This window comes from Halostella limicola (assembly GCF_003675875.1).
Lineage (GTDB): Archaea > Halobacteriota > Halobacteria > Halobacteriales > Natronoarchaeaceae > Halostella > Halostella limicola.
This window is the reverse complement of sequence record NZ_RCDI01000002.1, coordinates 472125-495668: the sequence shown is the minus strand read 5'-3', so window position 1 is coordinate 495668 and position 23544 is coordinate 472125. Positions and strand designations below refer to the sequence as shown.

Below are 23544 nucleotides of genomic sequence, written 5' to 3'. Positions count from 1 at the left end.
TGGGCGAGGGATCATGTCGCCGTCCGCGAGAAAGGGTACGGATCGGCGTCGCACCGGCGGGATCGGGTCCCGCTATCGCCGCACGGCAAGCACCGACAGGTCCGAGAACGGCGTCGACTCGGGACCGCTCCCGCCGGCGTGCTCGGCGAGCGAGGCCAGCGACGACCGCGTGATCGACTCGTCGTCGTGGGTCAGCCGCTCCAGCACGAGCGCGTCGAGCGACGGGTCGGCGCCGGCGTCGAGCAGTTCGGCCGCCACGTCGCCGGGCATCAGGTCGAACGGGCGCGGCAGGACGAGCAGGTGGCGGTCGCCGACGGCCGTCCGGAGCCGGGCGAGGTCGTCGGTCAGGTCGCCGCTCTTGTGCAGCGTGACGAACTCGGCGTCCTCCATCGGCGTGCGCGCCCTGCTCGCGGCGACCTGGAGCGACGAGATGCCGGGGACGACGCGGACGGGGCGGTCCACTGAATCCTCCACCTTCCCGACGAACTGGTAGCCGGAGTGGTTCGGGTCGCCCATCAGCACCGCGGCGCCGCGCTCGCCGGCCGCGACGCGCTCCGCGAACGCCGAGAGGGCCTCGGCCTCGTCCTCGTACCCGCAGGTGAGCAGATCGGCGTCGGTCAGGTCGGCGACGAACTCGACGACCGTCTCGAAGCCGACGACCACGTCGGCTTCGCGGATCGCCCGCTCGCCCCGGGGCGTCAGGAACTCCAAGTTACCCGGACCGATGCCGACGGCGGAGACGGGGTCCGCGGGGTCCGGGTCCTCCGGCTCGGCCGCCGCGAACGTCGCCGGGTCGGGGCCGGCGTCGAGGTCGTAGTCGTTCACAGCTCTACCTCGCCCTCCCGCGCGTCGCTCGCCACGTGGACCAGTTCGTTCGTCAGGCCCGCGGCGAGGCCGCTCCCGCCGCGACGCCCGACGTTCGTGACGGCGGGCACGCCGTGCTCCGCGCAGACCTCGCGCAGGCGTTCCCGGCTCTCGGCGGCCTTCACGAAGCCGACCGGCGTCGCGACGACGACGGCGGGACGGGTGCCGTCCTCGATGCAGTCCGCGAGCGCGAGCGCCGCGGTCGGGGCGTTGCCGATCGCGGCGATCGCGCCGTCGTAGACGCCCTCTCTGTCGAGTTCGAGGACCGAGGCGGCGGTGCGGGTCATCCCCGTCTCGGCGGCGAGTTCCGCGCCGTTGCCGATCGCCTTGCGGACGGGGCAGTCGTGGCCGCGGCCCGTGATGCCCTCCTTGACCATCGTGATGTCCGTGACGATCGGGCGCTCGTCGAGCACCGCCCGCGCGCCGACGCGGACCGGTTCGCTTTCGTCGGCCCCGGTAAAGCGCACGAGGTGCTGGAACTCGGGGTCGCCGGTCGCGTGGACCGACTTCTGGCGGATCCGGTCCGCGAGCGTCTCGTCGGGGACGAGCTTCCGGACGCGGTCCATCGAGGTCTCGGCGATCTCCATCGCGTTCTCCGTGGTCGCGCCGAGGTCGGCGTACTCCTCGAAGTCGCCGTTCTCCGACTCCGCTTCGGCCGTCCCGCCGTCGGTCCGGGCGTCCTCAGTCGTCATCGCTGGCCACCTCCGGGGAGTCCGCGCCACTGGCACGCGCCTCCAGGTCCCCGTCGACCCGCAGGTTCAGGTCGCGCAGGCGCTCCGCGGTCTCGTCGTCGGCGTCCCAGAGGCCGCGCTCGATCGCCTCCAGCAGGGTGTCCGTGATGCTCTCAAGCGCCCAGGGGTTCACGTCGCGGAGCCAGTCCTGCCGGTCGGCGTCGAAGGCGTACTTCTCTGCGACGTCCTCCCACAGGGTGTCGCTCACGACGCCGGTCGTCGCGTCCCACCCGAGGACGACGTCGACGGTGGTCGAGAGGTCGCCCGCGCCCTTGTAGTCGTGCTCCTCCATCGAGTCGAGCCACTGCGGGTTGAGGACGCGGGCGCGCATCGCCTTGCGGACCTTCTCCTCGTTCGTGTACACGTCGACGTTGTCGGGATCCGAGGAGTCGCCGACGTAGGACGCCGGCTCCTCGCCCGCCGTCTCCGCGACGGCGGAGATGAACCCGCCGTGGAACGCGTACCAGTCCGAGGAGTCGAACTCGTCCTGCTCGGCGGTGTCCTCGATCTTCACGGTCGCCTCGACGCTACCGAGGCGGCGCTCGAAGGCGTCGTGAGCCTCCGACACTTTCCCGCGCGAGCCCATGGCGTAGCCGCCCCACTGGACGTACACCTCCGCCAGGTCGGAGCGGTCGTCCCAGTTGCCCTCGTCGACCGCCTTGTTCGTCCCCGCGCCGTAGCCGCCGGGGCGGGTCGTGAACACGCGGTGCGTGGCGGCCGTCCGGGCGTCGCTCTCGTCGAGGCCGCACTCGGTTTCGAGGCGCTCGGCCTCCTCCTCGACGTGCTTCTTCACGTAGTTCATCTCGTGGGACTCGTCCAGGTCGACCACCGCCTCCACCGCGTCGTGGATCACGCCCGCGGCGGCCGGGAAGGCGTCGCGGAACAGCCCGGAGACCCGCGTCGTCACGTCGATGCGCGGGCGGTCCAGTTCCTCCAGCGGGATCGGTTCCACGTCGTCGACCCGGCCGGCGTCGGTCCACACCGGTTCGACGCCCATCAGCGCCAGCACCTGCGCGATGGTCTCGCCGCGGGTGCGGACGGTGGGGGTGCCCCACGCGACGACGCCGACCTCCTCGGGGTACTCGCCTTCCTCGTCGCGGTGGCGCTCTGCGACGCCGTCGGCGACCTCGCTGCCGACCTGCCACGCGCTCTTGGCGGGCACCTTCCGCGGGTCGAGCGTGTAGAAGTTCCGCGCCGTCGGCAGGAGGTCGACGCCGCCGCGGGTCGGCGCGCCGCTGCCCCCCGGCGGGACGTACTCGCCGGCCAGCGCGTCCGCGGTGCGGGGGATCTCGTCCTCGGCGCCCTGCACGTGGGGCTGAGCCTCCTCGCAGACGTACGCCAGCGCCTCGCGCAGGTCGTCGTGCGCGCCGCGCTTGGCGCGGGCGTCGCCGAGGGTGTCGACGTCGACGAGCAGGTTCATGTTCGCCTCCTCGCCGTCCGACTCCAGTTCCGACGCCGGCAGGTCGAAGTCGTACTCGGCGAGCGTCTCCACGAGGTCGACGCTCGTCTCGTACACTTCGTCGGCGGCCTCGGCGTAGGTCATCCCGAGGTCCTCGTCGTACGCGCCCGGTTCGTCGAGCATCCGCTGGTAGTCGACGCCGAGGACGCCGGCCACGCTCTCGCGGAGGCTCGGCGCGCCCGGGTTTTCGAGGCGCGTGAGCGCGACGAGGTACTCCACGAGGCGGTCGTCCGCGGGCGGTTCGCTCATCGTGTGCAGGCCGAGGCGGATCTGCGTCGTCTTCACGTCGGTGACGTACTCGTGGACGCGCTCGACGAGTTCGTCGATCGCCACCTCGTCACTGTCCACGTCGCCCTCCGCCAGCGTCGTCCCCGCCTCGTCCGGGCCGCGCACGTCGGCCTTCTCGTCGATCTCGCCGGCGACGCCGAGTTCGACCGCGAGGTCGAGGTCGTCGACTGCCTCGCGGATCAGCTGTTCGAGGTGCTCGCCGTCGTCGGCGCGGGCGTCTTCCATCCCGGCCTCGCGGTAGCGGTCGGCCAGCTCCTCCAGTTCGGCTATCTCGTCGTACGTCCCGGCGTTCGACATCACCGGCGTCAGGTAGTCGACGATAGCGGCGTACGACCGGCGCTTCGCCTGCGTCCCCTCGCCGGGGTTGTTGACGATGTACGGGTAGACGTTCGGCAGGTCGTCGATCAGCTGGTCGGGCGCGCTCTCGCCGTTCAGGCCGACCGTCTTGCCCGGGAGCCACTCCAGGCTGCCGTGGGTGCCGAGGTGGACGACGCCGTCCGCGTCGAACTCGTTCCGGAGCCACGAGTAGAACGCGACGTAGTCGTGGGGCGGCTGGAGGTCAGAGTCGTGGTACACCTTCGACGGGTCCATGCCGAACCCGCGCGGCGGCTGGACCGTCACGAGGACGTTGCCGAACTCGACGCCGGGGATGGCGAATGGACGGTCGGGCGCCTCGCCCCACTCCTCGATCACGTTCTCCCGGAACCGCTCGTCGACGTCGGCGAACCAGTCGGCGTACTGCTCGGGCGACACCACGTCGACGCTGCGCTCGCGCACGTCCTCCGGCGCGACCCAGCGGTCGTCGAGCGTCAGCTGCGACGTGAGGGTCTCGACGAGCGACTGGCCCGAGTCGGGGCGCTTGCCGTCCAAGTCGTACCCTCGCGCGCCCAGTTCGTCCAGCAGGTTCACCGTGCTCTCGGGGCTGTCGAGACCGAACGCGGTGCCGATGCCGTCGTCGCTCGGCGGGTAGTTGTGCAGGACGACGGCGACGCGCTTGTCCTCGTTCGACGTGTGGCGCAGGCGCGCCCAGTTGACCGCGAGGCGGGCGGCGTGGTCGACGCGGTCCTCGATCGGGAAGTGCTGCTTCGGTGCGGAGCCGATGCCGGCCTCGTCGTCGGTGCGCTCCTTCCCGCTGATCGGGTGGGTGATGACGTTGCCGTCGAACTCCGGCAGCGCCACCGACAGCGCGAGCTCGAAGCCCATCACGCCCGTGTCCGACGATTGGTAGCGCGACCGCGACCGCATCGTCGTGACCGTCTGCAGGACGGGGACGCCGAGGCGGTCGAGGAACACGTCCTCGGCCGAATCGCCCTCGTCGCTGGCCGACCGCCCGCGCTCGTCCATCGACAGCGAGAACATGAACGAGGAGAGGACGGCGTCGACGACCGGGTCGCCGTTCTCGTCCGTGAGCCAGTGGTCGGTGACCCACTCGGCGTCCTCCTGCTCCTCGGTGTCGGTCGCCGGGTTGCAGAAGACCGGGAGCGCGTTCGCTCCCTGCTGCTCGACGTGTCGGACCAGCGCGTCGACGTACCGCGTGTTCTCGTGGGTCCAGTGGGACTCGTAGAACCAGACCGCGACCGTGGGCCGGTCGGGGTCGAGCGAGGCGCGCAGGTCCTCGTACTCGGCCCCGAGGTGGTCCGGGTGGTAGACGCCTTCGGTCGGGAGCGCGACGGGGTCGTCGTACTCGCGCTCCGCGCCGGCGAACTCGTCGACGAGGTAGCGCACGCAGTTCTCGACGTTGACCGCGCCCCCCTTGTCGAGGTAGTCGTAGACCCGGTCCCGCTGCTCGGCGGCGACGGACGTGTCCTCGAACGCGAAGGCGTCGCCGGTGGCTTTCACGACCAGCGGCGTCCCCGCCTCCGTCAGGCGGGAGACGGCGCGGTCGTATCCGGGCATGCTGTCCTCGGCGCCGTGGAGCCAGAACACGGCGGCGGTGGCGTCGGCGGCGGCCTCGACGAACTCCTCGACGTCCGGTTCGTCGTCCAGGTCGCTCTCCGATCGCACGACGAGGTCCGCCGCCACGCGCTCGGCGGCGCGCTGGACGGCCCCGAGCTCGTTCTCGGTCGCGGTGTACAGGGCGATGGTAGGCATAACGTTGTTAAACCTCTGTTGTGACTAATACAAGCATGGTTGATTTAGCGAGCGGCAAAAAGCTGTCGACGACCGTGCCGTTCGGCGCGGTCGTCGGCCAGGCGCCGCTGAAGGAGGCGCTGCTCGTCGTCGGCGCGAACGACGACATCGACGGCCTGCTCGTCCGCGGGGAGAAAGGGACCGCCAAGTCCACCGCCGTGCGGGCGCTGGCCGACCTCCTGCCCGAGCAGCGCGCCGTCGCCGACTGCCCGTACGGCTGTCCGCCGGACGATCCGGAGCGACAGTGCGCGGACTGCCGCGAGCGCGCGGACCCCCCGGTCGAGACCCGACCGGTCCCCCTCGTCACCCTCCCACTGGGCGCGACGCGGGAGCGCGTCGTCGGCACCCTCTCCGTGGCGGACGCGCTGGACGGCGACCCCGAGTTCGACCCCGGCCTCCTCGCCCGGGCGAACCGCGGCATCCTCTACGTGGACGAGGTGAACCTGCTCGACGACCACCTCGTCGACGTCCTGCTCGACGCCGCGGCGAGCGGCGTCAACCGCGTCGAGCGCGACGGCGTCAGCGTCGCCCACCCCGCCGAGTTCACCCTCGTCGGGACGATGAACCCGGAGGAGGGCGACCTGCGGCCGCAGCTCAGGGACCGCTTCGCCCTGCAGGCGACGGTGACCGGCTGCGAGGACGTCGACGACCGCGTCGAGATCATCGACCGCGCGCTGAACGACTCGTGGGCGGCCGCGGACGACGCCACCGCCGACCACCGCCAGTCGCTGCTGACCGCGTGCGACCTGCTCGACGACGTGGCGCTCCCCCGCGAGTTCGCCGAGGAGATCGCCGAACTCTGCCGCGACGCCGGCGTCGACGGCCACCGGGGCGACATCGCCACCGCGCGGGCCGCCCGCACCCTCGCGGCGCTGGACGGCCGGGCGAGCGTCATCGAGGGCGACGTGCGCCGCGCCGCCGAACTCACGCTGCCCCACCGCCTCCAGTCGAAACCGTTCGAGGACGCGCCCGACCCCGAGGACGTGGTGGACGACCACTTCGACGACGAGGGCGAGGGGACAGAGAGCGGCGACGAGAACTCGTCGGTCGGGCCCGACCGGAGCGAGGCCGAAGACGGAGACGGCGAGAACGGCGCGGACGGCGACTCCGGCGCCGGCGACGCGGACGACGAGAGAGACGGCCCGAACGAGGGGGAGCGGGGGCCGTCCGACGGGCCCGACGACAGCGACAGAGACAGTGGCGACGACGGCGACACCGACGACGAGAACGCCGACGACGGCCAGCGACCGCGACCCGCCGGCGCGAGCGACGGCGAGAGCCGGGGCGAGAGCGGTGGCGGAGGCAGCGAGGGCGACGGAGGAGAGGGCGACCCGAGGAACGGCGACGACGGAGACGCCCCCGGCGATAGCGACGACCGGGAACAGGGGACGCCGCTGATCCCCGGGCAGGCCCGGGCGGAGGTCGGCGACGCGGTCGCGCCGGACGTCGAGACGCCGACCGAAGCGACGGAGACGGACGACGGCGGCAGCGGGTCGCGCGTGGGCCTGACCCCCAGCGCGGCCAACGAGGGCGTGCGGGTCCGCACCGAGCGAGCGGAGTCGGGGAGCGTCGACGCCGCCGCGTCCGTCAGGGCCGCCGCGGCGCGGGGCGGGGACGCAGTCGAGTCGCGGGACCTCCGCCAGTCGGTGCGCGCCGGCGAGAGCAGCGCGCTGGTGGTGTTCGCGCTGGACGCCAGCGCGTCGATGCGCGGGCCGATGCGGACGGCGAAAGGGGTCGCGCTGGAGCTGCTGCGGGACGCCTACGAGCAGCGCGACGACGTGGCCGTGGTCGCGTTCGCGGGCGACGACGCCGAGGTGCTGCTGCCGCCCACCGACAGCGTGACGCTGGCGGCGCGGCACCTGAAGGAGCTACCCGTCGGCGACCGGACGCCGCTGCCGGCGGGGCTGCGGACGACGAGCGAGGTGATAGCGCGGGCCGACCCCGCGACCAGCGTCGTCGTCCTCGTCACTGACGGGCGAGCGAACGCGAGCGAGAACCCCACCGCGGAGACGCGGGCGGCGGCGTCGGCGCTCGCAGGCCGCGGCGCGCACGTCGTCGCGGTCGACGCCGGCGGAGACGGCCGCACCGGGCTTACCGGCGACGTCGTCGAGGCCACCGACGGCGAACGGGTACGCCTCTCCGCCCTGAGCGCCGAGCGCGTCGAGCGGGCCGTCGACCGGGCGCGGGAGTAGCGGGTGCCGCACACGCCGACGAACCGGCTCGGTCGGCAGGCGGAAGTTTTACAAGCTAATTTGTTCTACTGAAAGTAGAGTTTCAATGGAGACCGCAGACACCGTTCACGACCGCATCGAACGCGCGGGCACCGAACTGACGCCGACGCGCGCGGCGCTGGCGATCGGCCTCGCGGCCGCGCTCGGCTTCACGCTGATGTTCCTGCAGGATCCGATGGCCCACGACGCGATGCACAACTTCCGGCACGCGGCGGGCGTCACCTGCCACTGATGTACGGCGCCCTGAAACGTGGCGTCGGCGCGGGCGCGGTCGCCGGCGTCGCGTACGGCCTGTTCGTCGCGCTCGTCGCGACGCCGGCGATCGCGTTCGCCGAGACGTTCGAGGCGGGTCACGGCCACGGGGCCGGCATCGACCTCGCGTCGGCCGCCCCGAGCGTCGTCGGCGGGGCCCTGTTCGGCCTGCTGCTCGGAGCGTGCTTCGGGGTGGTCTACTACCTGCTCGAACCCGCGTTGCCGGGCGCGTCCGACACGCGGAACTACCTGCTCGCGGCCGCCGGGTTCGTCACCGTCTCCGGCGCGCCGTGGCTGGCGCTCCCGCCGCAGGCGCCGGGCGCGGAGTACGCGTTCGGGAGTGACGCTCGGCTCGCCGTGTACGCGGCGATGATGGCGCTCGGCGCGCTGGTCTGCGCGCTCTCGCTGCTCGCCTGGCGGCGGACCGAGGGCGCGGGCACGGTCGCCCGCGCGGCCGCCGCCCTCCTCCCGTTCGGCCTGATCGTCGTCGCGGGAGTCGCTGCGCCGACCGCGCCCTCGTCCGGCCCGATCCCGGACGCGCTGGCGACGGCGTACCGGGGGCTGGTCGTCGTCGGCCAGGTCCTGCTCTGGACGACGCTCGCGACCGCGCACGTCTGGTTCCTCGACCGCACTGCCGCCCCCGACGTGACGATCCCCAGTGAGGCGCCGCACTGACGAGGTCCGCGAGGAGGGGTTCACCGACCTCGTCCTCGTCTGCACGAACGACCGCGACGCCGAGTACGCCTGCTGCGCGGACGTCGGCGGCCGCGAGGTGATCGACGCGGTGCAGTCGTGGCTCAGCGAGCGCGACGTGTTCTGGTCGCACGTCTACGTCGCAGAGACCACCTGTCTCGGCCTCTGTAGCGCGGCGGGGACCGCGATAGCGATCCAGCCGCGCAACGAGTGGTACTCGGACGTGACGCCGGAGGAGGTGCCCGCGCTGCTCGACGAGGCGTTCGGCCCCGACGCGGACCGCCTCGGCGTCGGCGAGCGCCGACCGCGCTCCCCCGACCGCTGACGCGGGGACCGCGGTGGGATTCTGTGCCTAAAATGATTTTTTCATAATTCTATAAATTTAACACGGCGTGGGAGAAACGAAGGGGCATGTCGAAACGGGGGCGCGAGACCGGCGACGGCGACGACGGCATCGGAACCCGGCTCCGGGTACTGGTTCCCGGCATCGTTCAACGGCGATACGCCGCGAAGTTCGTCGCGTCGATGCTCGTCGTCGTTCTGGTCATCTCAGCGGTCGGAGCGATCAACTACGTCGAGGCGCGCGACACCGTCGAGGCGGACGCGCAGACCCAGTTGCGGTCCACCGCACACCTCCAGTCGGACGCGGTGAGCGAGTGGATACGGAACATGCGCGGGCAGACGCAGGCGCTCTCCTGCGCGGACGCGCTCCGCGACGGCGACGCCGAGGCGGTCCGCGAGCGCCTCGAACGGCGGACGGAGAGTTCGGGCCCCGTCAAGGCGGTCCACTACGTCGACACCGCGAACGACACCGTCGCCGCGAGCACGGCGCCGTCGCTGGAGGGGGAATCCCTGTCTGCGGTGGCGATGCCGTGGACCGAACTGGCCCCGAACGGGAGCGACGAGGTCCGGATGACCGACTCATCGTACTGGTCGCCGGTGTTGCACGACCACGAGGTCGTCGCGTTCGCCTCGTCGGTGCCGGAGCGCGACCGGATGGTCGTCGTCGTCGGCGGGTTCTACCACCGACTCGACGACCTCCACCAGCCGAAGTCGACGCAGATGACGTGGATCGTCGACACCGAGGGAGAGACGGTGCTGACGAGCAACAACTCTGACGCGGAGGCGCCGGGCGACACGCGGGCCCACGTCCGAGCGCTCCTCGACGAGGGCGACCGCGACCGGGAGCATCGGCACGGAAACATGTCCCTCCGGGAGACCAGCACGCACCTGCTCGCGTACGCCCGGATCCGGGGGACCGACTGGGTGGCGATCGCCGCCGTCGACAAGGACCGTGCGTACGCGGTGCGAGACGGCGTCGCCAAGAGCGTCCTGACGATCGTGGCCGGCGGCCTGGGGTCGCTGCTCCTCGTCGGCGTCGTCCTCGGGTGCCAGACGATCGTCCCGCTGTCGCGGCTCCGGCGGAAGGCCCGGCGGATGGAGTCGGGCGATCTCGATGTCGACCTCGGGACGCGCCGGCAGGACGAGATCGGCCGCCTCTACGCGGGCTTCGCGAGCATGCGCGACTCGCTGCAGGCGCGGATCCGCGACGCCGAGACGACGAACCGACGCCTGGAGGCGAAAGCCGACGAGTACAGCGCGGTCATGCAGCGGTGCGCCGAGGGCGACCTCACACAGCGGATGGACCCCGACGGGGAGAACGAGGCGATGGCCGAGATCGCCCGCGAGTTCAACGACATGATCGCGGAACTGGAAGGGACGGCGGCCCGGCTCTCGGCGTTCGCGGAGGAGGTCGGCGAGGCGAGCGAGCGGGTCACCGCCAGCGCGGAGGAGGTCAGCGACGCGAGCGAGCAGGTCGGCGAGTCGATCGGCGAGATCGCCGACGGGGCGGACCGACAGCACGACCTGCTCCGGTCCGTCACGAGGGAGATGGACGACCTGTCGACCACTATCGAGGACGTCGCCGCGACGTCAGTGCAGGTGGCCGAGCTTGCGGAGCGGAGCGCCGAGACGGGCCGCGAGGGGCGGGAAGCCGCCCGGGCGGCGGTCGACGGCATGCGGCGGATCGAGGCCGAGTCCGAGGAGACCGCCGCCGAGTTCGAGCGTCTCGAAGCCGAGATCGAGCGGATCGACGACCTCGTCGAGACAATGGTCGACGTGGCCGACCGGACGAACGTGCTGGCGATGAACGCCGACATCGAGGCCGCCCGCGCGGACGAGTCGATCGAGGGGTTCGCCGCGGTCGCCCGTCAGGTGGACGACCTCGCCGAGCGGAGCCGGGAGGTCACGCGGGACGTCGAGAGCCGCGTCACCCGGCTGCAGTGCCAGACCGGCCGGACTGCGGAGGCGGTGCGCGAGACGCGCGAGCGAGTCTCGGAGCACGCCGACACCGTCGAGGACGCCGCGGCGGCCCTGAGCGAGATCGCGGACCACGCGCAGGTGACGAACCGCGGCGTCCAGCGGATCAGCGAGACGACCTGCGAGCAGGCGGCGTCGATCGACCAGGCGGTCGACCTCGCCGACGAGGCGGCCGCGGTCAGCGAGTCCGCGACCGAGGAGTCCGCGACCGTCGCCGCGGCAGCGGAGCGTCAGACCACCGCGCTGGCGGACGTGTCGCTCTCCGCGGCCACTCTCGGCGGCCGGGCCCGGCGGCTGAGCGAGATGCTCGACGACTTCGAGACGGACGCGGACGGCGGCGTCCCGGACGACGGACCGCTCGGCGGCGGTGACGGACCGTTCGACGAGGGGCCGTTCGGCGGCGGGGACGAGGGGCTCCTCGATCCGGACAGCAAGGACTGGTCGTTCGAGGAGATGCTCGACCCCGGAGAATGAGCGGCGGAGCGACTCAGATCCGGCCGACGTGCAGACGGTGTGCACCGCGGCGCTCGCCATCGTCGTGGTACTCGACGGGTTCCTCGATAGCCGCTGCGACGCCCCCGTCGAGCGCCGCTGCGGTGACGACGCCGCCGGCGTCGAGGAGTTCGCGACGGCCCTCGTTCACGTCGTACGCGCGCAGCGCGTGGTCGTCGGGGTCGCGCTCCCGGAAGTTCTGCGCGCCTGGCGCGGCAACGAGGTCGCCGTCCGCACCGAGGTCGGTGACAAAGCCGCCCACGTCGTCGGTCCAGCGGCGGTCGCCGCCGGGCGAGTAGCCGAAGGCAGTGTGCTCGCTGGGGTGGCGAGCATCAGTCTCGCGGCCCTCTTCCGGGTAGGTGTTGCCCGTGACGAAGACGACGCCCGCCTCCGTCGCGTGGACGTGGTTGGGGTAGGCGTAGACCGTCTCGCCGCCCTCGTCGACCGGCGTCGCGAGGTCGACGCGCCAGCGGACACCTCCGTCGCGGTCGAGGACGTAGCCGCGGTAGTCGCCGTGGCTGGTGACGGCGACGCCGTCCGCGAGCAGGGACACGTCGCCGCAGCGGCGCTGCCCCTCGGTTCCGGGGTCCCAGTCGACGAGGGGGTCGCCGCTCCCCGCGTCGAGGACGACCAGTCCGTGCTGGTGGTCGTCGAGGCAGCGGTTGAACGCGACCGCGAGGCGGTCGTCGCGCCGGTCGAGCGCGATGGGGGAGGCGTCCGTCTCGAACGTCCACGCGACGGACCCGTCGCGCTCGAACGCGTAGACGACGCTCTCGAAGACGCGGTCCGGGCCCGAGTCGTTCCCGTCTCGCTCGTACCGCCGACTGGCGACGTACGCCCGGTCGCCGTCGGTCGCGATATCGGCGACGAAGGGGTAGAAGAACCGCGTCTCCTTCTGCGGGCCGCCGACGTCGGCGGCCGTCCCGTAGCGCCACCGGACGTCGCCGTCGGCCGCGTCGAGAGCGGTGACGGCGCCGGTCGGGCCGCGCTCGCCGACGACGACGGACGCCCCGTCCGCGTCCCCGCCGAGCGCCGCCAGGCTCACCGGCTTGCCCTCGCACTCCGCGGTCCATTGCCGGTCCAGCGTCTCCCGGTCGAACGCGCGGACCTCGCCGTCGGCGGTGCCGGCGACGACCAGGCCGTCGGTCAGCAGGACGCTGGACCGGCGGCCCCGGTGGCGTGACCCCGCTGCGGGCACGTCGCCGAGGGGGACGCTCGTCCAGCCGTCCGCGGGCGGCGCGTCGGGCGCTCGCGCGTCACTCATCGGTCGGGAACGTCTCGTGCAGGACGTCGTGAGCCTCCCCGAGGCCGTCGAGGACGCTCTCGCCCTGCTGGGTGATCCGCGACACCGCCCGCTCCGCGTCGCGGACGGCGACGAGGCGGCCCCGGAGGTAGTCGTACTTCTGGCTGTCGCGGTCGGCCTCGGCGACTTCCTCCTCCAGGTCGACGAGCGCCGCGTCGAGGTGGCGCTCGATCTCCGAGAGGGAACCGGCGTTCGCGAGGCCCTCGATGGGCCCCGTCAGCTCCCCTTCGAGTTCCTTCTCCGCGTGTTCGCGGGCGCTTCGGCCCTCGGTACCGAGGACGTTCATCAGTCCGAGCCGTAGGGCTTCGAGTTCGTGACAGGTCATGGTCGGTTACAGGGTCTGGTCGACGATGTCGCTGACGATTCGGTCCCGGTCGAGGTGGGACGAGACGATGCGCTCGGCGTCGTCCTCGGCGACGCCGCCGTACCAGACGCCGTCGGGGTAGACGGCGACCATCGGGCCGTCGCCGCAGCGGCCGAGGCAGGACGACCGCGTGATGCGGGCGTCGCACGCCTCGGAGTCGCGGGCGGCCTGCCGCAGGCGCTCGAGGACGGCCGCCGACCCGTCGGCGGCGCAGGTCTGGTTCGTGCAGACCGCGACGTGTTTCTCCGGCGCGTCGTGGACGTGCGGGTCGTCGTCGACGTCCTCCCGGTCGGCGTGGGCCTCCTGGTGGGTCAGCGCGCGGAGCATCGCCCGCGCGCCGCCCTGGTCCTCCTCGTAGCCGTCCAGTTCCACCTTGTACTTGCAGGTGTCGCAGGACATCTCGACGCTGCCCGTCCTGGCCTCCTGCCAGCGGTCGCCGAGCACGTCGAGCAGGCGGGAATCGGTGCCGAGCGGGTCGCCGCAGGCGGCGTCCACGTACGGGTACTCCGCGTCGAACTCGCTCGCGCCGTCGCGGATGCGCCCCGTCAGCACGCCGTCGCCGAGCATGTACGGCACGACGACGACGGCGGCGGGGCGGTGTTTGGCGACGGCGTGTAGCGTGTCGTCGAGCAGCGGGTCCGTGACGCCGATAAAGGACGCCTCGACGCGGGAGAACTCCCGGCCCTCGTACAGCAGGCGGGCCAGCTTGTGGACGTCCGCGTTGGCGTCCGGGTCCGAGGACCCGCGGGCGCACAGCACGACCGCCACGTCGTCCTCCGTCCGGTCGACGCCCAGCTCGCGCTCGACGGCGGCCGCCCGGTCGTCGAGCAGGTCGACGATGGCGGGGTGGATACCGAGGTGCGCCCCGTTGTTCAGCGTCAGCCCCGGGTGGTCGGCGCGCGCCTGCTCGACCGCCAGCGGCACGTCGTTTTTCACGTGGCTGGCGGCGAACAGCGACAGCTGGACGACCGTGATCTCCGAGACCGCGGGCGCGAGCCCCGCGATGGCGTCCGGGATCGCTGGCTCCGCGAGTTCGAGGAAGCCGGCGTCGACGGGAATTCCGAGCCGGCCCTCCAGGTCGACCGCGAGTTCTCGGACCTGCTCGTTCGACTTCTCGCGGCGGGAGCCGTGCCCGACGAGCAGGACGGCCTCGTCGTCGAACCCGCCAGCCGCGTCGGTCGTCCGGCTCATAGCCGGTCGAGGCTCCGCCGGAGTTTCCGCCGCCGACTCGGTGCGAACAGCCCGGTCTCCTCGCTGCCGTCGTACAGCCACGGGCCGAGGTCGGGGACGGCGTCGTCGTCCACGCCGAACCAGTGGCCCGACGACGCCTCCGCCGGGTCGCCGTACGGCGCGTCCACCGGCGCGTCGTCGAGCAGCGACTGGACCGTCTCCAGCAGGCGGCGGTCCTCGTGGATGAACGACACTCCCACCGCCCCGTCGTCGGACTTGAAACACACCGTCCCGCAGCCTTCGAGCAGGCCGCGCAGGAGCTGTCGGTCGTGGTCCGCGAACGCGCCGAAGCGGTAGCCGCCGGGCTCGCCGTCGACCGGCAGGCCCAGCGCCGCGCCGGCGCGGTCCGCCAGATCGCCGAACACCTGTACCGCGTACTCGTCCTCGGTGCGGGTGATCGACGTGTCGTGGGCGTACTCGCGCTCGAGGATCCGGCGGTCGACCTGCTCCGCGCCGGCGATCGCGGCGAGGCGGCGGGCCGCGGTCTCGTCGTTGGTCCGCACGGTCACGCAGTCCGATTCGAGGTCGCCGTCGGCCGCGACCCGTCCCCAGAAGTACGCCGTCTCGGGGTGGGCCGCGAGCATGTCGTCGGGCTTGCCGATGCTCAGTGACATTAGATATCTTCCACCGTGATCGCGTTCGGCGGGCACGCCGCGGCGGCCTCGCGGGCCTCGTCGGCGCGGTCGTCGTCGAACTCCGCGACTATCTTGCCGTCTTCCTCCCGGATCCGACCGTCGTCGGACCCAGCGGGTGGAACTGGGTCGGCCGCGGGGTCCACGGTCGCGAGGCCGTCGTCGTCGTCCTCGACGAACCGCGGGTCCCGCGTCAGGCAGGCGAAGATGCCGTCGCAGGCGTCCTTGTCGATAGTGACTCGGTACATCTCAGTACTCGTACTTGGTCTCGTAGCCGCGCGGGGTGACCATCCGCCCGTCCCACTCGTAGGTGTCCTCGTTGCCGACGAGGATGGTGGTCGTCATGTCGATGAGGTCCGTCTCGGCCAACTCTTCGAGTTCGCCGAGTGTGGTGATCTCGACCTCCTCGTCGTCGCGCCCCGCGGCGTGGACGATGCCGACCGGGGTGTCCGCGTCGCGGTGCTCCGTGAGGATCTCGCAGCACTTCTCGAAGTTCTCCCGGCGCTTGCGGCTCCACGGGTTGTAGATGGCGATGGTGAACCCCTCCTTCGCGACGGCGTGGAGGCGCGACTCGATGGTCGGCATGTCCGTCAGGTGGTCCGACAGCGAGATCGAGACGGTGTCGTTGACCAGCGGCGCGCCGACGCGGGCCGCGCAGGACTGCGCGGCGGGGACGCCGGGCACCACCTCGAAGCCGAGCATCGACGCGGTCGCGCCCTTCGACTCGACGATTTCCAGCGCGAGGCCGGCCAGCGCGTAGACGTTCGGGTCGCCGCTGCCGATGATCGCCACGTCGTTGCCGGCCAGCGCGCGGTCGATGGCCTCCTCCGTGCGCGACACCTCGCCACACATCGGCGTCGAGTAGACGTCCTCCGCGTCGTCGGTGATCTCGTCGGGCACGAGGTCGACGTAGGTCGTGTAGCCGACGATGTGCTCGGCCTCGGAGAGGGCCGCCTTCGCGCGCGAGGTCATCCCCTCGGGTTGGCCCGGGCCGAGACCGACCGCGACGAGGCGACCGGGGTCCGCGTCGAAGTCGTCGACCGTCGCACCGACTTCCTCCTCCTCGTCCGAGGTGGATGAGGCCCCGCACGCGGACGAGGAGCCTGAGTCCTCGCTCTCGCTCGCGCCGCACTTCGACTCGCTACTCGTTTCGGTGCTCGCGTCCGTCTTCGATGCCCCGCACTTCGATTCGGTGTCCGTGGTGGTGTCGTCCGTGCTCATGGTTCAGAAGTCGTCGACGTCACGCCCGCCGCGCGGGGTGACGAGGAACCGCTCGTAGTCGTTGCTCCAGACCTCGGTCTCGTGGTTGCCGATGACGAGCGAGGTGCCCATCCCGGCGACCTTGTCGTCGTGCTCCGTGGCCTCGCCGAGCGTCGTGATCGTCTGACTCTCGCCGTTGCGGCCGGCGTCGCCGCGGCCGGCGTCGTTGACGATGGCGACCGCCGCGTCGTCGGCGCGCTCCTCGCGGACGATCTCGACCGCCCGCTCGTAGTTGCGCCAGCAGTTGTACAGGACGATGACGAACCCCGAGATGGCGGCGGCCCGGAGCTTCTCCTCGATCTCGTCCCACCCGCGCCACTTGTCGGACAGCGAGATCGTGCAGAAGTCGTTCGACAGCGGCGCGCCGAGGTTCGCCGCGCCGCCCAGCGCCGCGGTGACGCCGGGGACGATCTCGATGGGGACGTCGTTCACCTCGTCCTCCTGCGCCATCAGGAACAGCAGGTCGGACTTGCCGTACACGTTCGGGTCGCCGCCGGAGACGTGCGCGACCGTCTCGCCGTTCCGGACGCGCTCGAACGCCTCGCGGGCGAGTTCGATCTGGCGGCCCATCGTGGAGCGGATCACCTCCTGGTCCGGTTGGGCGCTCGCGGAGGCGGACGCCGTCCCGCCGTCTGTGGCGGTTCCCGAATCGTCGGGTTCGGGAGTTCGCGAGGCTCCGGAGGAGTCTCGCGGTGTCTCTGGTGGTAAGGTCCCGTCCTTCCGGAGGAACTCCTGATAGAGGTTCGACGCGATGACGCAGTCCGCGGTCTGGATGACGTCCTTCGCGCGCTGGGTCATGTCGCCCGGCAGGCCGGGCCCGATGCCGACGACGTACAGCTTGCCGAGGTCGTCGGCGGGCGCGACCTCGTCGGTCACGCTACCCCCTCCGTCTGTGCCGGCCGCGTTCGACGGCGGCTCGAACTCCTGTCTCTCACGCCCGGTACAACGCGAGTTTCAGGTAAAACAATTTTGGTTGTATTAGTGAAAGTGAGGTTACTCGGCGGACCAGTGAGGTTGACCGAGCCGCGAGCAGTTGCTCCGAGTCGGTACGGCGGCGGAGCGCGGGGCGCCGTCGGGTCACCCCGCGCTCTGCACGAACTCGCCGTCGCAGTCGTAAGTCAGGATCGCCGTCTCGCCCGACGCGGTCGTGCCGTCGTACGGGTCGGTGCGCTCGTAGAGGTAGTAGACCGTGACCGACTCGGCGTCGACCCCGCGGCCCTCGTTCCAGCGTTCACAGAGATAGTTCGCGAGGTAGGAGCGGTGCTTCTCGTTGTCGGCGAACCGGGCGTTGACGAGGTACTTCCGCCAGCGCGAGGTGGGATACGCGTCCTGCGCCCGCGCCGGCCGGTCGAGGTCGACCCGCGACCGGTGGAGGAGGTCGACCTCGGAGCCGTTCTCCAGCGCCGCCGGGGCCGCGAACCACTTCGTCGTCCGCGTCGGGGTCGGGGCGAACATGCGCCAGTTCTGGTCGCCCCGGATGGCGTCCAGCGCCCGGTCGCCGGCGTCGGGCGTCGTCGCGTAGTCGACCGCTGCGGCGTTCGACGTGACGACCAGCACGAGGAAGACGCAGGGGACGAGGGTCAGGAACGCCCCTCGCGCCCGTTCGAGAGCGGCGGAGAGGGCGGCGGTCGCTGAGCTGTCCGACGCGAGGTCCGCGGAGCGCCCCAGCGACACGGCTGCTGGAACGGAGACGACGGCAGGCGGGGCGACGCGCTCCGACAGGGACTCGACGGCGGCAGCCGCGCCGATCCGGTCGGCGAGCGACTCCGCGGCGTCCCAGACGACCGGCGGGTAGAACGGGATCAGCCCCGCGACGGCGATCAGCGGGAACAGGTCGATCCGGAGCGTGACGAGCATGCCGAGATGCATCCCGGCGAAGGCCGACGCAAGCGCCGCCCGCGGGAGGTCGGTGAGCACGAGGAGAAGCGGCGAGGCGAGGATCAGTGCCATCCAGAGGTAGGTGAAGGCTTCCAGGGGGGCGGGATACCCCGCGAGCGCGTCGCCGAGCAGTATGGTCAGGTGGTCGGCCTGGAAGACGTAAGCGACCGCCTCCCCGCTGGTCCACGCGTCGCTTCTCGTCTTGTGGACGGCGTTGGTCCCGTACATCAGGACGACCTGGAGCAGCACGGCCATCGTTCCGACGGAGGCCGCCGTCGTCTCGGTTTCGTCCGCCCCCGTTCGCGCGTCGACCGCCCACCGGTCGCCCAGCGGCAGGAAGATCGCCCAGAACAGCAGCATGCGCAGCAGGGTGTCGCCGCCGTTGAGCACCATCGAGTTGCGCAGGTGGAGCGAGACGAGCAGGAGCCACGTGACCGCCGTCGCGGCCCGCGTCCGATAGCCGACGACCAGTGCGAGGGCGACCGCGCCGGCGAGCAGGAACAGGAGAGCCTGTGCCCACGGTGCGCCCGAGACCGCGTGGACCGAGTAGACCGTTCCGTAGTCCGCGAACAGGGCAGAACGCGGGAGGACGCCCGCGTCGGTGTAGAACGCGACCAGGTCGCGCGACCGGAGCGCGAGGTCGGCGATCACCAGCGCGCCGAGCGCGGCGCGGAACGCGGCGAGCGCCCGGCGGTCGACCGCGACCCGGCGCGCGAACGCGGCGGGCAGCCTGTCCAGTGCGTCTGGGACCGTGGAGGGGAGGGAGGGCGTGCGGCGGTTCATGTGTGAGCGGGGAGGTCCGTTCGCCAGCGTCCCCGCCGGCGCTAAATAAGCTTTCTGTGCGATGAAACGAACGCGCCTCCGACCGTTCGAAACGCTCAATTGTCGGAGAACCGAAGATCGAGGCACTCGATGACCGCGGACACTCCGAACGACGGGCCGGTCGTCCTCTTCGACGGCGTCTGTAACCTCTGCAGCGGGTTCGTCCAGTTTCTCGCGCCGCGGGACCCCGAGGGCCGGTTCCGCTTCGCGTCGCTCCAGTCCGAGGCGGGGCGGGAACTGCTCGCCGAGCGCGGCCTCCCGACCGACGAACTGGAGTCGGTCGTCCTGGTCGAGGGCGACGACCACTACGTGAAGTCGGACGCCGTCCTCCGGATCGCCGAACTCCTCGGCGGCGTCTACGGCCTGCTCGCTCCGTTCCGGCTCGTCCCGCGCCGGATCCGCGACCGGGCGTACGACGTCGTCGCGGCCAACCGCTACCGCTGGTTCGGGAAGAAGGACCGCTGCGAGATACCGGACGGCGACGTGCGGGAGCGACTGCTGGAGTGAACAGCGAGACCGTTCTCCGGCTTCCGTTCGGTGCGTTTATCTACCGTCCCACATGACCGGAATTATGGTCCTCAGTCCAACGCCCCGCGCCGTCGCGCTCGGAGCCGGGGCGGTCGGCACGGTCGGTGTAACCATCGCGGCGGACATCCTCTCGAACGTCCCCGAAACGCCGCGCGGCGACGGGTTCGCGGCGGGCCTCGCTGGGATATTCGCCGTCGTCTACGCGGTCGCGGGATCGCTCGCGATCGCCGAGGCGGGCCTCCTGTATCTCGTCGCCCGGACGTCGGCGCCGGAGGAGCGGCCGCGGCAACTGCTCACGCTGGGGGTCGCGGCCGGGGGCGGTGCGGTGCTCCTGCTCGCCGTCCAGTACGTGCTGACGACGCTGTGGACGCTCACCGGTACGCACCTGTTCGTGCGGATCGACGGCCCGATCGGCCTCGGGCTGGCGCTCGTCCCGGTCGGCGTCGTGTGCTCCGGGCTCGGTGCGGCGCTACAGGTCTCCGATACGTTGGGCGTCGGGAGTCGGGCGTGACGACGCCGGCTCCGAGCGTCGGTCGGTGAACGGGTCGCTCCGGGATCGGCGGGAGGGTCGCGCTATCGCCCGACCGCCACCGTCACCGCGTCGTCGTGACTGAGCTTCGCCAGCAGGAGTTCGTGCTCGGCGCCGGCCGCGATGGCGCTCGCCTCGGCGATGCCGGGCCAGCCGATCAGCTCTTTCGAGCGCGAGGGGGTCGGCCCCTCGTGGGGTTCGAGGTCCTCCTTGGTCATCGAGACCACGCCGAGGCCCTTCTCCTCGGCCGCTTCGAGCAGGCCGGGCTCCTCCTCCTTGCGCGTGCCGGTGGCGACGAACTCCACGTCGTCCCACTCTTTCCCGGCCTCGTCGAGCGCCCGCTCCCACGCCGCGTGGAACTGCTCGACCTTCGCGCCGGAGACGCTCCCGGTTCCGAGCACGACGCCGTCGTCCGCGTTGCGCTTCAGGACGGTGACGTCGTCGCCCACGAGGACGGCCTTCGGGCCGTCGAGGCGCTCGACGGGGCCGAGTTCGTCGTCCAGCACGGCGAGGTTCGTCGCCACCGTCGAGTCGCCGTTGACGACGTGCGCGTCGAGCGCCTTCGCCTGCTTCTCGACGCCCTGCTTGTCCGCCGCCTCGCTCGCTGTCGTCATCGCCGGGACCGCGCCCATCGACGCGAGGTCGTCGGCGACCTGGTTCGCGCCGTGGTGTCCGCCGGTGATGGGGATGGCCCACGTCAGCTCCTCGTCGACGACGCAGATGGCCGGGTCGTCCCACTTGTCGTCGAGCAGCGGCGCGGTCTTGCGCATCGCGATGCCGCTGGCCATCAGGCCGACGAAGCAGTCGTACTCGCCCCAGTGCTCCGCGAACACGTCGCCGTGGTACTCGATAATGTCGATCGTCTCGTAGCGGTCGCCGATGCCCTCCTTGATCTCCTCGGCGGTGTCCAGCTTGCGCTCGAAGGAGATTATCGCTATCTCCTCGGCGACCTCGCCGTCGCTGTCGGGCGTGCTGCAGTGGCCGCCGTCGTCGGTCGATGCGTCCCCGTCGGTGTCGTTCGCGTCGGTGCTCATGGTCAGTCGTCCGCCTCCGTCTCGCCGTCGTTCGGTCCGCGGTTCGCCCAGTCGCCGTAGAGGTACGAGCGCTCGTACCCCGCGCCGGTCCCGGCCTGTCCGATGATCACCATCGCTGAGGCGCGGTAGCCCGCGTCCTCCAGCCGGTCGCCGATGGTCGCCACCGTCCCCTCGACGATGTCCTCGTCCGGCCACGACGCGTGGTACACCACCGTCACCGGCGTGTCGGGGTCGACGCCGTCGTCGAGCAGGCGGTCCATCGTGTCCGCGACGGCGTGCGTGCCGAGGTAGATGCACGTCGTCACGTCGCCCATCTCGGCGAACTCCGCGATGTGGTCGTCCTCGGGGTCGAGCGTCTTCCCCTGCGGGCGGGTGAAGGCGACGTGGTTCGCCGTCTCGTTCAACGTGAGCTGCGTCCGCAGGGTGGCGCTCGCGGCGAACGCCGAGGTGACGCCGGGGACGAAGTACGTCGGGACGCCCTCGTGTTCCAGCGCGTCCATCTGCTCCAGCGCCGCGCCGTAGATGGCGGGGTCGCCGCTGTGGAGGCGCACCACGTCGCGGCCGTCCTCGTAGGCGTCCCGCATCAGCGGTATCAGCTCTTCGAGGTCCTTGCCGACGGAGTTGACCAGTTCGGCGTCGTCGCAGTACTCGTCCAGCAGTTCGCTGTTGACCAGCGACCCGGCGTGGACGACCAGATCCGCGCCCTCGACGAGTTCCTTCCCGGTGACGGTGAGCAGGCCGGGGTCGCCCGGCCCCGCGCCGATGAAGGGGACCCCCTCCTGCACGTCGCCCGCGGTGTGCTCGTAGACGCGGGGGTCGCGCTCCCGCTGGCGTCGTTCACTCGCTTCGTCTATCGCCGCCTGCGGGTCGGTGGCGTCCTCGCGGGTCGTTCCTCTCCCTGCTCGGTCCGAGGACTCCGCCGGCGCTCCGTCCTCACGGGTCGCGCTGCTCCCCGTTTGTTCTTCCGAGGACTCCGCCGGCGCTCCGTCCTCGCTGCCCTCGCTAGTCATCGGACGGCACCCCCTCGTCTCGCCGGTCCGCACGACGGGGCTCGACCTCGTCGCCGTGCTCCGCCGCCTCCGCGCGCTCCTCGCTGTGGCCGAACTTCGCCGTCGCGCGGTCGACCGACAGGTCGGCCTTCTCGGCGTAGGCCAGCGTGTAGTAGTCGCGCTCGGCGATCTCCTCGGGATCGTCGGTGACGAGCGTTTCGCCCTGCTCCATGTAGAGCCGCCGGCCGTACGTAACGTCGTAGCCCGCCTCGACCAGCCCCTCGTGGGTCGCGGGCGCGTCGGTGACCTTGAACAGGACCATCCGGTCCGGGCCGGTCGGGGAGGCCCCCTGCGCGGCCTCGCGGAGCGCCAGCCCCGCGCCGGCGTCTATCTCGACGCCGAGCGCCGTCGTGAACGCGGTGACCGCGCTGACGCCGGGGACGAGTTCGAGGTCCACGTCCGGGTGGAAGTGCGCCATCGTCCGGCGGAGGTGGCCGAACGTCGAGTAGACGTTCGGGTCGCCGAGCGTCACGAAGGCGGCGTCGCCCTCCCGCGCTCGCGGCGCTATCTCGGCGGCCGCCTCCTTCCACGCCCGCCGGAGCTTCTCCTCGTCGCGGGTCATCGGGAAGTCGAGGTCGCCGATGCGCTCCTCGGGGACGTGCTCGGTCGCCACGGTCCGCGAGAGGCGGCCGGGCGAGTACACTACGTCCGCGGCTTCCAGCGCGCGCTTGCCCTTGACCGTGATCAGCTCCGCGTCGCCGGGGCCGAGGCCGACGCCGTAGAGGGTCATCGGTCGTCACCTCCCGACTCGCCGTCGGCGTCGCCCGCGCCGCCGACGAGCATGTACACCGGGTTCTCCGAGTCGAAGCTCGTCGCGCCGGCGAGCTCGTAGCCGCGGCTCACCTGGAACTGCACGACGTCGTCGAGCAGGTCGCGCTCGCGGAACGCCTCGGTCGCCGCGCCGGCGACTTCGAGCCGCGAGACGTTCATCGCGACCGTCCCGATCCCCGCCTCGACGGCGTGATCGAGCACCGCCTCGTAGTTCCGGCTCCCGCCGAGAAACAGGGCGTCGGCGTCGTCCGGCAGCCCCTCGGGGGCCTCGGCGACGCGGACCTCGACGCCCTCGACGTCGTTCGCGGCGAGGTTCTTCCGCGTCGTCTCCGCGCGGGACTCCTTACGCTCTATCGCCGTCACGCGCCCGGCGCGGCGCGCGGCCTCGACGGTCACCGCTCCGGTGCAGGACCCGACCTCGACGAAGTGGTCGGTCGGACCGAGGTCCAGTTTGCCAAGCAGGACCGACCGCACCTCGGACTTCGTCGGGCCGGCCTTCGCGTCGTGGGGTAGCTCCACCCGTGGCATGCGTAGGACAAGTGTGGTGGCACGTAAAACAATTTTGCTTGTTTTAGGACAAGCGCGTTTGGTTCGGTGGATCGAACCTCTCCGAAACGGTTAAGCCCGTCCTCTGGCGCCTCGATCGCCTGCTAACACGGTTCCTGCTATCTTTATCTCCTCGCGA

At 71.6% G+C, this 23544-nt stretch carries 22 protein-coding genes; 7 read left to right on the top strand and 15 right to left on the bottom strand.

Going from position 1 to position 23544, the window contains the following annotated elements:
* Positions 1–72: 72 nt before the first annotated feature.
* The 3 genes from D8670_RS10530 to cobN are packed head-to-tail and all read right to left on the bottom strand — an operon-like array spanning position 73 to position 5433.
* On the bottom strand, positions 73–825 hold the full coding sequence (locus tag D8670_RS10530) for a cobalt-precorrin-7 (C(5))-methyltransferase (protein ID WP_121818065.1): 753 nt from the start codon (positions 823–825) through the stop codon (positions 73–75).
* On the bottom strand, positions 822–1556 hold the full coding sequence (locus D8670_RS10525) for a precorrin-8X methylmutase (protein WP_121818064.1): 735 nt from the start codon (positions 1554–1556) through the stop codon (positions 822–824). Before D8670_RS10525 ends, D8670_RS10530 begins: the two co-directional genes overlap by 4 nt.
* On the bottom strand, positions 1546–5433 hold the full coding sequence (cobN, locus tag D8670_RS10520) for a cobaltochelatase subunit CobN (RefSeq protein ID WP_121818063.1): 3888 nt from the start codon (positions 5431–5433) through the stop codon (positions 1546–1548). Before cobN ends, D8670_RS10525 begins: the two co-directional genes overlap by 11 nt.
* Positions 5434–5468: 35 nt before the next feature.
* Here cobN and D8670_RS10515 point away from each other — a divergent pair, with 35 nt between their 5' ends.
* The 5 genes from D8670_RS10515 to D8670_RS10495 all read left to right on the top strand — a co-directional run bounded on the left by D8670_RS10515 (position 5469) and on the right by D8670_RS10495 (position 11441).
* Positions 5469–7664, top strand: a complete 2196-nt coding sequence (locus D8670_RS10515; protein WP_121818062.1) for a VWA domain-containing protein — start codon at positions 5469–5471, stop codon at positions 7662–7664.
* A gap of 85 nt (positions 7665–7749) precedes the next feature.
* A complete protein-coding gene (locus tag D8670_RS10510; RefSeq protein ID WP_121818061.1) occupies positions 7750–7935 on the top strand; it encodes a CbtB domain-containing protein in 186 nt (61 codons plus the stop codon).
* Positions 7935–8630, top strand: a complete 696-nt coding sequence (locus D8670_RS10505; RefSeq protein WP_233752223.1) for a CbtA family protein — start codon at positions 7935–7937, stop codon at positions 8628–8630. Before D8670_RS10510 ends, D8670_RS10505 begins: the two co-directional genes overlap by 1 nt.
* Positions 8614–8973 carry a (2Fe-2S) ferredoxin domain-containing protein gene (locus tag D8670_RS10500; RefSeq protein WP_121818059.1) on the top strand — a complete coding sequence of 120 codons (360 nt, stop codon included), beginning with the start codon at positions 8614–8616 and terminating at the stop codon, positions 8971–8973. Before D8670_RS10505 ends, D8670_RS10500 begins: the two co-directional genes overlap by 17 nt.
* An 86-nt stretch (positions 8974–9059) precedes the next feature.
* On the top strand, positions 9060–11441 hold the full coding sequence (locus tag D8670_RS10495; protein WP_121818058.1) for a methyl-accepting chemotaxis protein: 2382 nt from the start codon (positions 9060–9062) through the stop codon (positions 11439–11441).
* 13 nt (positions 11442–11454) lie between these two features.
* Here the strand turns inward: D8670_RS10495 and D8670_RS10490 are convergent, their stop codons facing one another.
* The 8 genes from D8670_RS10490 to D8670_RS10455 all read right to left on the bottom strand — a co-directional run bounded on the left by D8670_RS10490 (position 11455) and on the right by D8670_RS10455 (position 18909).
* Positions 11455–12723 (bottom strand): outer membrane protein assembly factor BamB family protein, encoded by a 1269-nt coding sequence (locus D8670_RS10490; RefSeq protein WP_121818057.1) that lies wholly within the window; start codon positions 12721–12723, stop codon positions 11455–11457.
* A complete protein-coding gene (locus D8670_RS10485) occupies positions 12716–13087 on the bottom strand; it encodes a DUF3209 family protein (RefSeq protein WP_121818056.1) in 372 nt (123 codons plus the stop codon). The genes D8670_RS10490 and D8670_RS10485 overlap by 8 nt, the downstream gene beginning before the upstream one ends.
* Before the next feature lie 6 nt (positions 13088–13093).
* Positions 13094–14317: a CbiX/SirB N-terminal domain-containing protein gene (locus D8670_RS10480; protein WP_121818055.1), complete on the bottom strand. Its 1224-nt coding sequence runs from the start codon at positions 14315–14317 to the stop codon at positions 13094–13096.
* On the bottom strand, positions 14314–14970 hold the full coding sequence (locus D8670_RS10475) for a cobalamin biosynthesis protein (RefSeq protein ID WP_121818054.1): 657 nt from the start codon (positions 14968–14970) through the stop codon (positions 14314–14316). The genes D8670_RS10480 and D8670_RS10475 overlap by 4 nt, the downstream gene beginning before the upstream one ends.
* On the bottom strand, positions 14970–15236 hold the full coding sequence (locus D8670_RS10470) for a ferredoxin (RefSeq protein WP_121818053.1): 267 nt from the start codon (positions 15234–15236) through the stop codon (positions 14970–14972). The genes D8670_RS10475 and D8670_RS10470 overlap by 1 nt, the downstream gene beginning before the upstream one ends.
* Position 15237: 1 nt before the next feature.
* Positions 15238–16209, bottom strand: a complete 972-nt coding sequence (cobJ, locus tag D8670_RS10465) for a precorrin-3B C(17)-methyltransferase (protein ID WP_121818052.1) — start codon at positions 16207–16209, stop codon at positions 15238–15240.
* A 3-nt stretch (positions 16210–16212) separates the two neighbouring features.
* Entirely contained in the window at positions 16213–17124 is a 912-nt protein-coding gene (locus D8670_RS10460; protein WP_121818051.1) for a precorrin-3B C(17)-methyltransferase, read from the bottom strand.
* A gap of 201 nt (positions 17125–17325) precedes the next feature.
* Positions 17326–18909: an HTTM domain-containing protein gene (locus tag D8670_RS10455; protein ID WP_121818050.1), complete on the bottom strand. Its 1584-nt coding sequence runs from the start codon at positions 18907–18909 to the stop codon at positions 17326–17328.
* 129 nt (positions 18910–19038) lie between these two features.
* Between D8670_RS10455 and D8670_RS10450 the strand changes: the two genes are divergently transcribed.
* Positions 19039–19455 carry a thiol-disulfide oxidoreductase DCC family protein gene (locus D8670_RS10450; RefSeq protein ID WP_121818049.1) on the top strand — a complete coding sequence of 139 codons (417 nt, stop codon included), beginning with the start codon at positions 19039–19041 and terminating at the stop codon, positions 19453–19455.
* A 64-nt stretch (positions 19456–19519) separates the two neighbouring features.
* Positions 19520–19987, top strand: a complete 468-nt coding sequence (locus D8670_RS10445) for a hypothetical protein (protein ID WP_193569347.1) — start codon at positions 19520–19522, stop codon at positions 19985–19987.
* Positions 19988–20049: 62 nt separating this feature from the next.
* On the opposite strand, the gene cbiG is transcribed toward D8670_RS10445, so the two are convergent.
* The 4 genes from cbiG to cbiT are packed head-to-tail and all read right to left on the bottom strand — an operon-like array spanning position 20050 to position 23387.
* Positions 20050–21039 carry a cobalt-precorrin 5A hydrolase gene (cbiG, locus tag D8670_RS10440; RefSeq protein ID WP_121818048.1) on the bottom strand — a complete coding sequence of 330 codons (990 nt, stop codon included), beginning with the start codon at positions 21037–21039 and terminating at the stop codon, positions 20050–20052.
* Between the two features lie 2 nt (positions 21040–21041).
* Positions 21042–22049, bottom strand: a complete 1008-nt coding sequence (locus D8670_RS10435) for a cobalt-precorrin-4/precorrin-4 C(11)-methyltransferase (RefSeq protein WP_121818047.1) — start codon at positions 22047–22049, stop codon at positions 21042–21044.
* Positions 22042–22818, bottom strand: a complete 777-nt coding sequence (locus D8670_RS10430; protein ID WP_121818046.1) for a cobalt-factor II C(20)-methyltransferase — start codon at positions 22816–22818, stop codon at positions 22042–22044. Before D8670_RS10430 ends, D8670_RS10435 begins: the two co-directional genes overlap by 8 nt.
* Positions 22815–23387: a precorrin-6Y C5,15-methyltransferase (decarboxylating) subunit CbiT gene (gene cbiT, locus D8670_RS10425; protein ID WP_121818045.1), complete on the bottom strand. Its 573-nt coding sequence runs from the start codon at positions 23385–23387 to the stop codon at positions 22815–22817. The genes D8670_RS10430 and cbiT overlap by 4 nt, the downstream gene beginning before the upstream one ends.
* Positions 23388–23544: the final 157 nt, after the last annotated feature.

What these genes read in the sequence shown, in the direction of transcription:
- D8670_RS10525 (WP_121818064.1), bottom strand. Translation starts at nt 1,556, where the DNA reads ATGACGACTGAGGACGCCCGGACCGACGGCGGGACGGCCGAAGCGGAG.
- cobN (WP_121818063.1), bottom strand. Translation starts at nt 5,433, where the DNA reads ATGCCTACCATCGCCCTGTACACCGCGACCGAGAACGAGCTCGGGGCC.
- D8670_RS10515 (WP_121818062.1), top strand. Translation starts at nt 5,469, where the DNA reads ATGGTTGATTTAGCGAGCGGCAAAAAGCTGTCGACGACCGTGCCGTTC.
- D8670_RS10510 (WP_121818061.1), top strand. Translation starts at nt 7,750, where the DNA reads ATGGAGACCGCAGACACCGTTCACGACCGCATCGAACGCGCGGGCACC.
- D8670_RS10505 (WP_233752223.1), top strand. Translation starts at nt 7,935, where the DNA reads ATGTACGGCGCCCTGAAACGTGGCGTCGGCGCGGGCGCGGTCGCCGGC.
- D8670_RS10495 (WP_121818058.1), top strand. Translation starts at nt 9,060, where the DNA reads ATGTCGAAACGGGGGCGCGAGACCGGCGACGGCGACGACGGCATCGGA.
- D8670_RS10490 (WP_121818057.1), bottom strand. Translation starts at nt 12,723, where the DNA reads ATGAGTGACGCGCGAGCGCCCGACGCGCCGCCCGCGGACGGCTGGACG.
- D8670_RS10485 (WP_121818056.1), bottom strand. Translation starts at nt 13,087, where the DNA reads ATGACCTGTCACGAACTCGAAGCCCTACGGCTCGGACTGATGAACGTC.
- D8670_RS10480 (WP_121818055.1), bottom strand. Translation starts at nt 14,317, where the DNA reads ATGAGCCGGACGACCGACGCGGCTGGCGGGTTCGACGACGAGGCCGTC.
- D8670_RS10475 (WP_121818054.1), bottom strand. Translation starts at nt 14,970, where the DNA reads ATGTCACTGAGCATCGGCAAGCCCGACGACATGCTCGCGGCCCACCCC.
- D8670_RS10470 (WP_121818053.1), bottom strand. Translation starts at nt 15,236, where the DNA reads ATGTACCGAGTCACTATCGACAAGGACGCCTGCGACGGCATCTTCGCC.
- cobJ (WP_121818052.1), bottom strand. Translation starts at nt 16,209, where the DNA reads ATGAGCACGGACGACACCACCACGGACACCGAATCGAAGTGCGGGGCA.
- D8670_RS10455 (WP_121818050.1), bottom strand. Translation starts at nt 18,909, where the DNA reads ATGAACCGCCGCACGCCCTCCCTCCCCTCCACGGTCCCAGACGCACTG.
- D8670_RS10450 (WP_121818049.1), top strand. Translation starts at nt 19,039, where the DNA reads ATGACCGCGGACACTCCGAACGACGGGCCGGTCGTCCTCTTCGACGGC.
- D8670_RS10445 (WP_193569347.1), top strand. Translation starts at nt 19,520, where the DNA reads ATGGTCCTCAGTCCAACGCCCCGCGCCGTCGCGCTCGGAGCCGGGGCG.
- cbiG (WP_121818048.1), bottom strand. Translation starts at nt 21,039, where the DNA reads ATGAGCACCGACGCGAACGACACCGACGGGGACGCATCGACCGACGAC.
- D8670_RS10435 (WP_121818047.1), bottom strand. Translation starts at nt 22,049, where the DNA reads ATGACTAGCGAGGGCAGCGAGGACGGAGCGCCGGCGGAGTCCTCGGAA.
- D8670_RS10430 (WP_121818046.1), bottom strand. Translation starts at nt 22,818, where the DNA reads ATGACCCTCTACGGCGTCGGCCTCGGCCCCGGCGACGCGGAGCTGATC.
- cbiT (WP_121818045.1), bottom strand. Translation starts at nt 23,387, where the DNA reads ATGCCACGGGTGGAGCTACCCCACGACGCGAAGGCCGGCCCGACGAAG.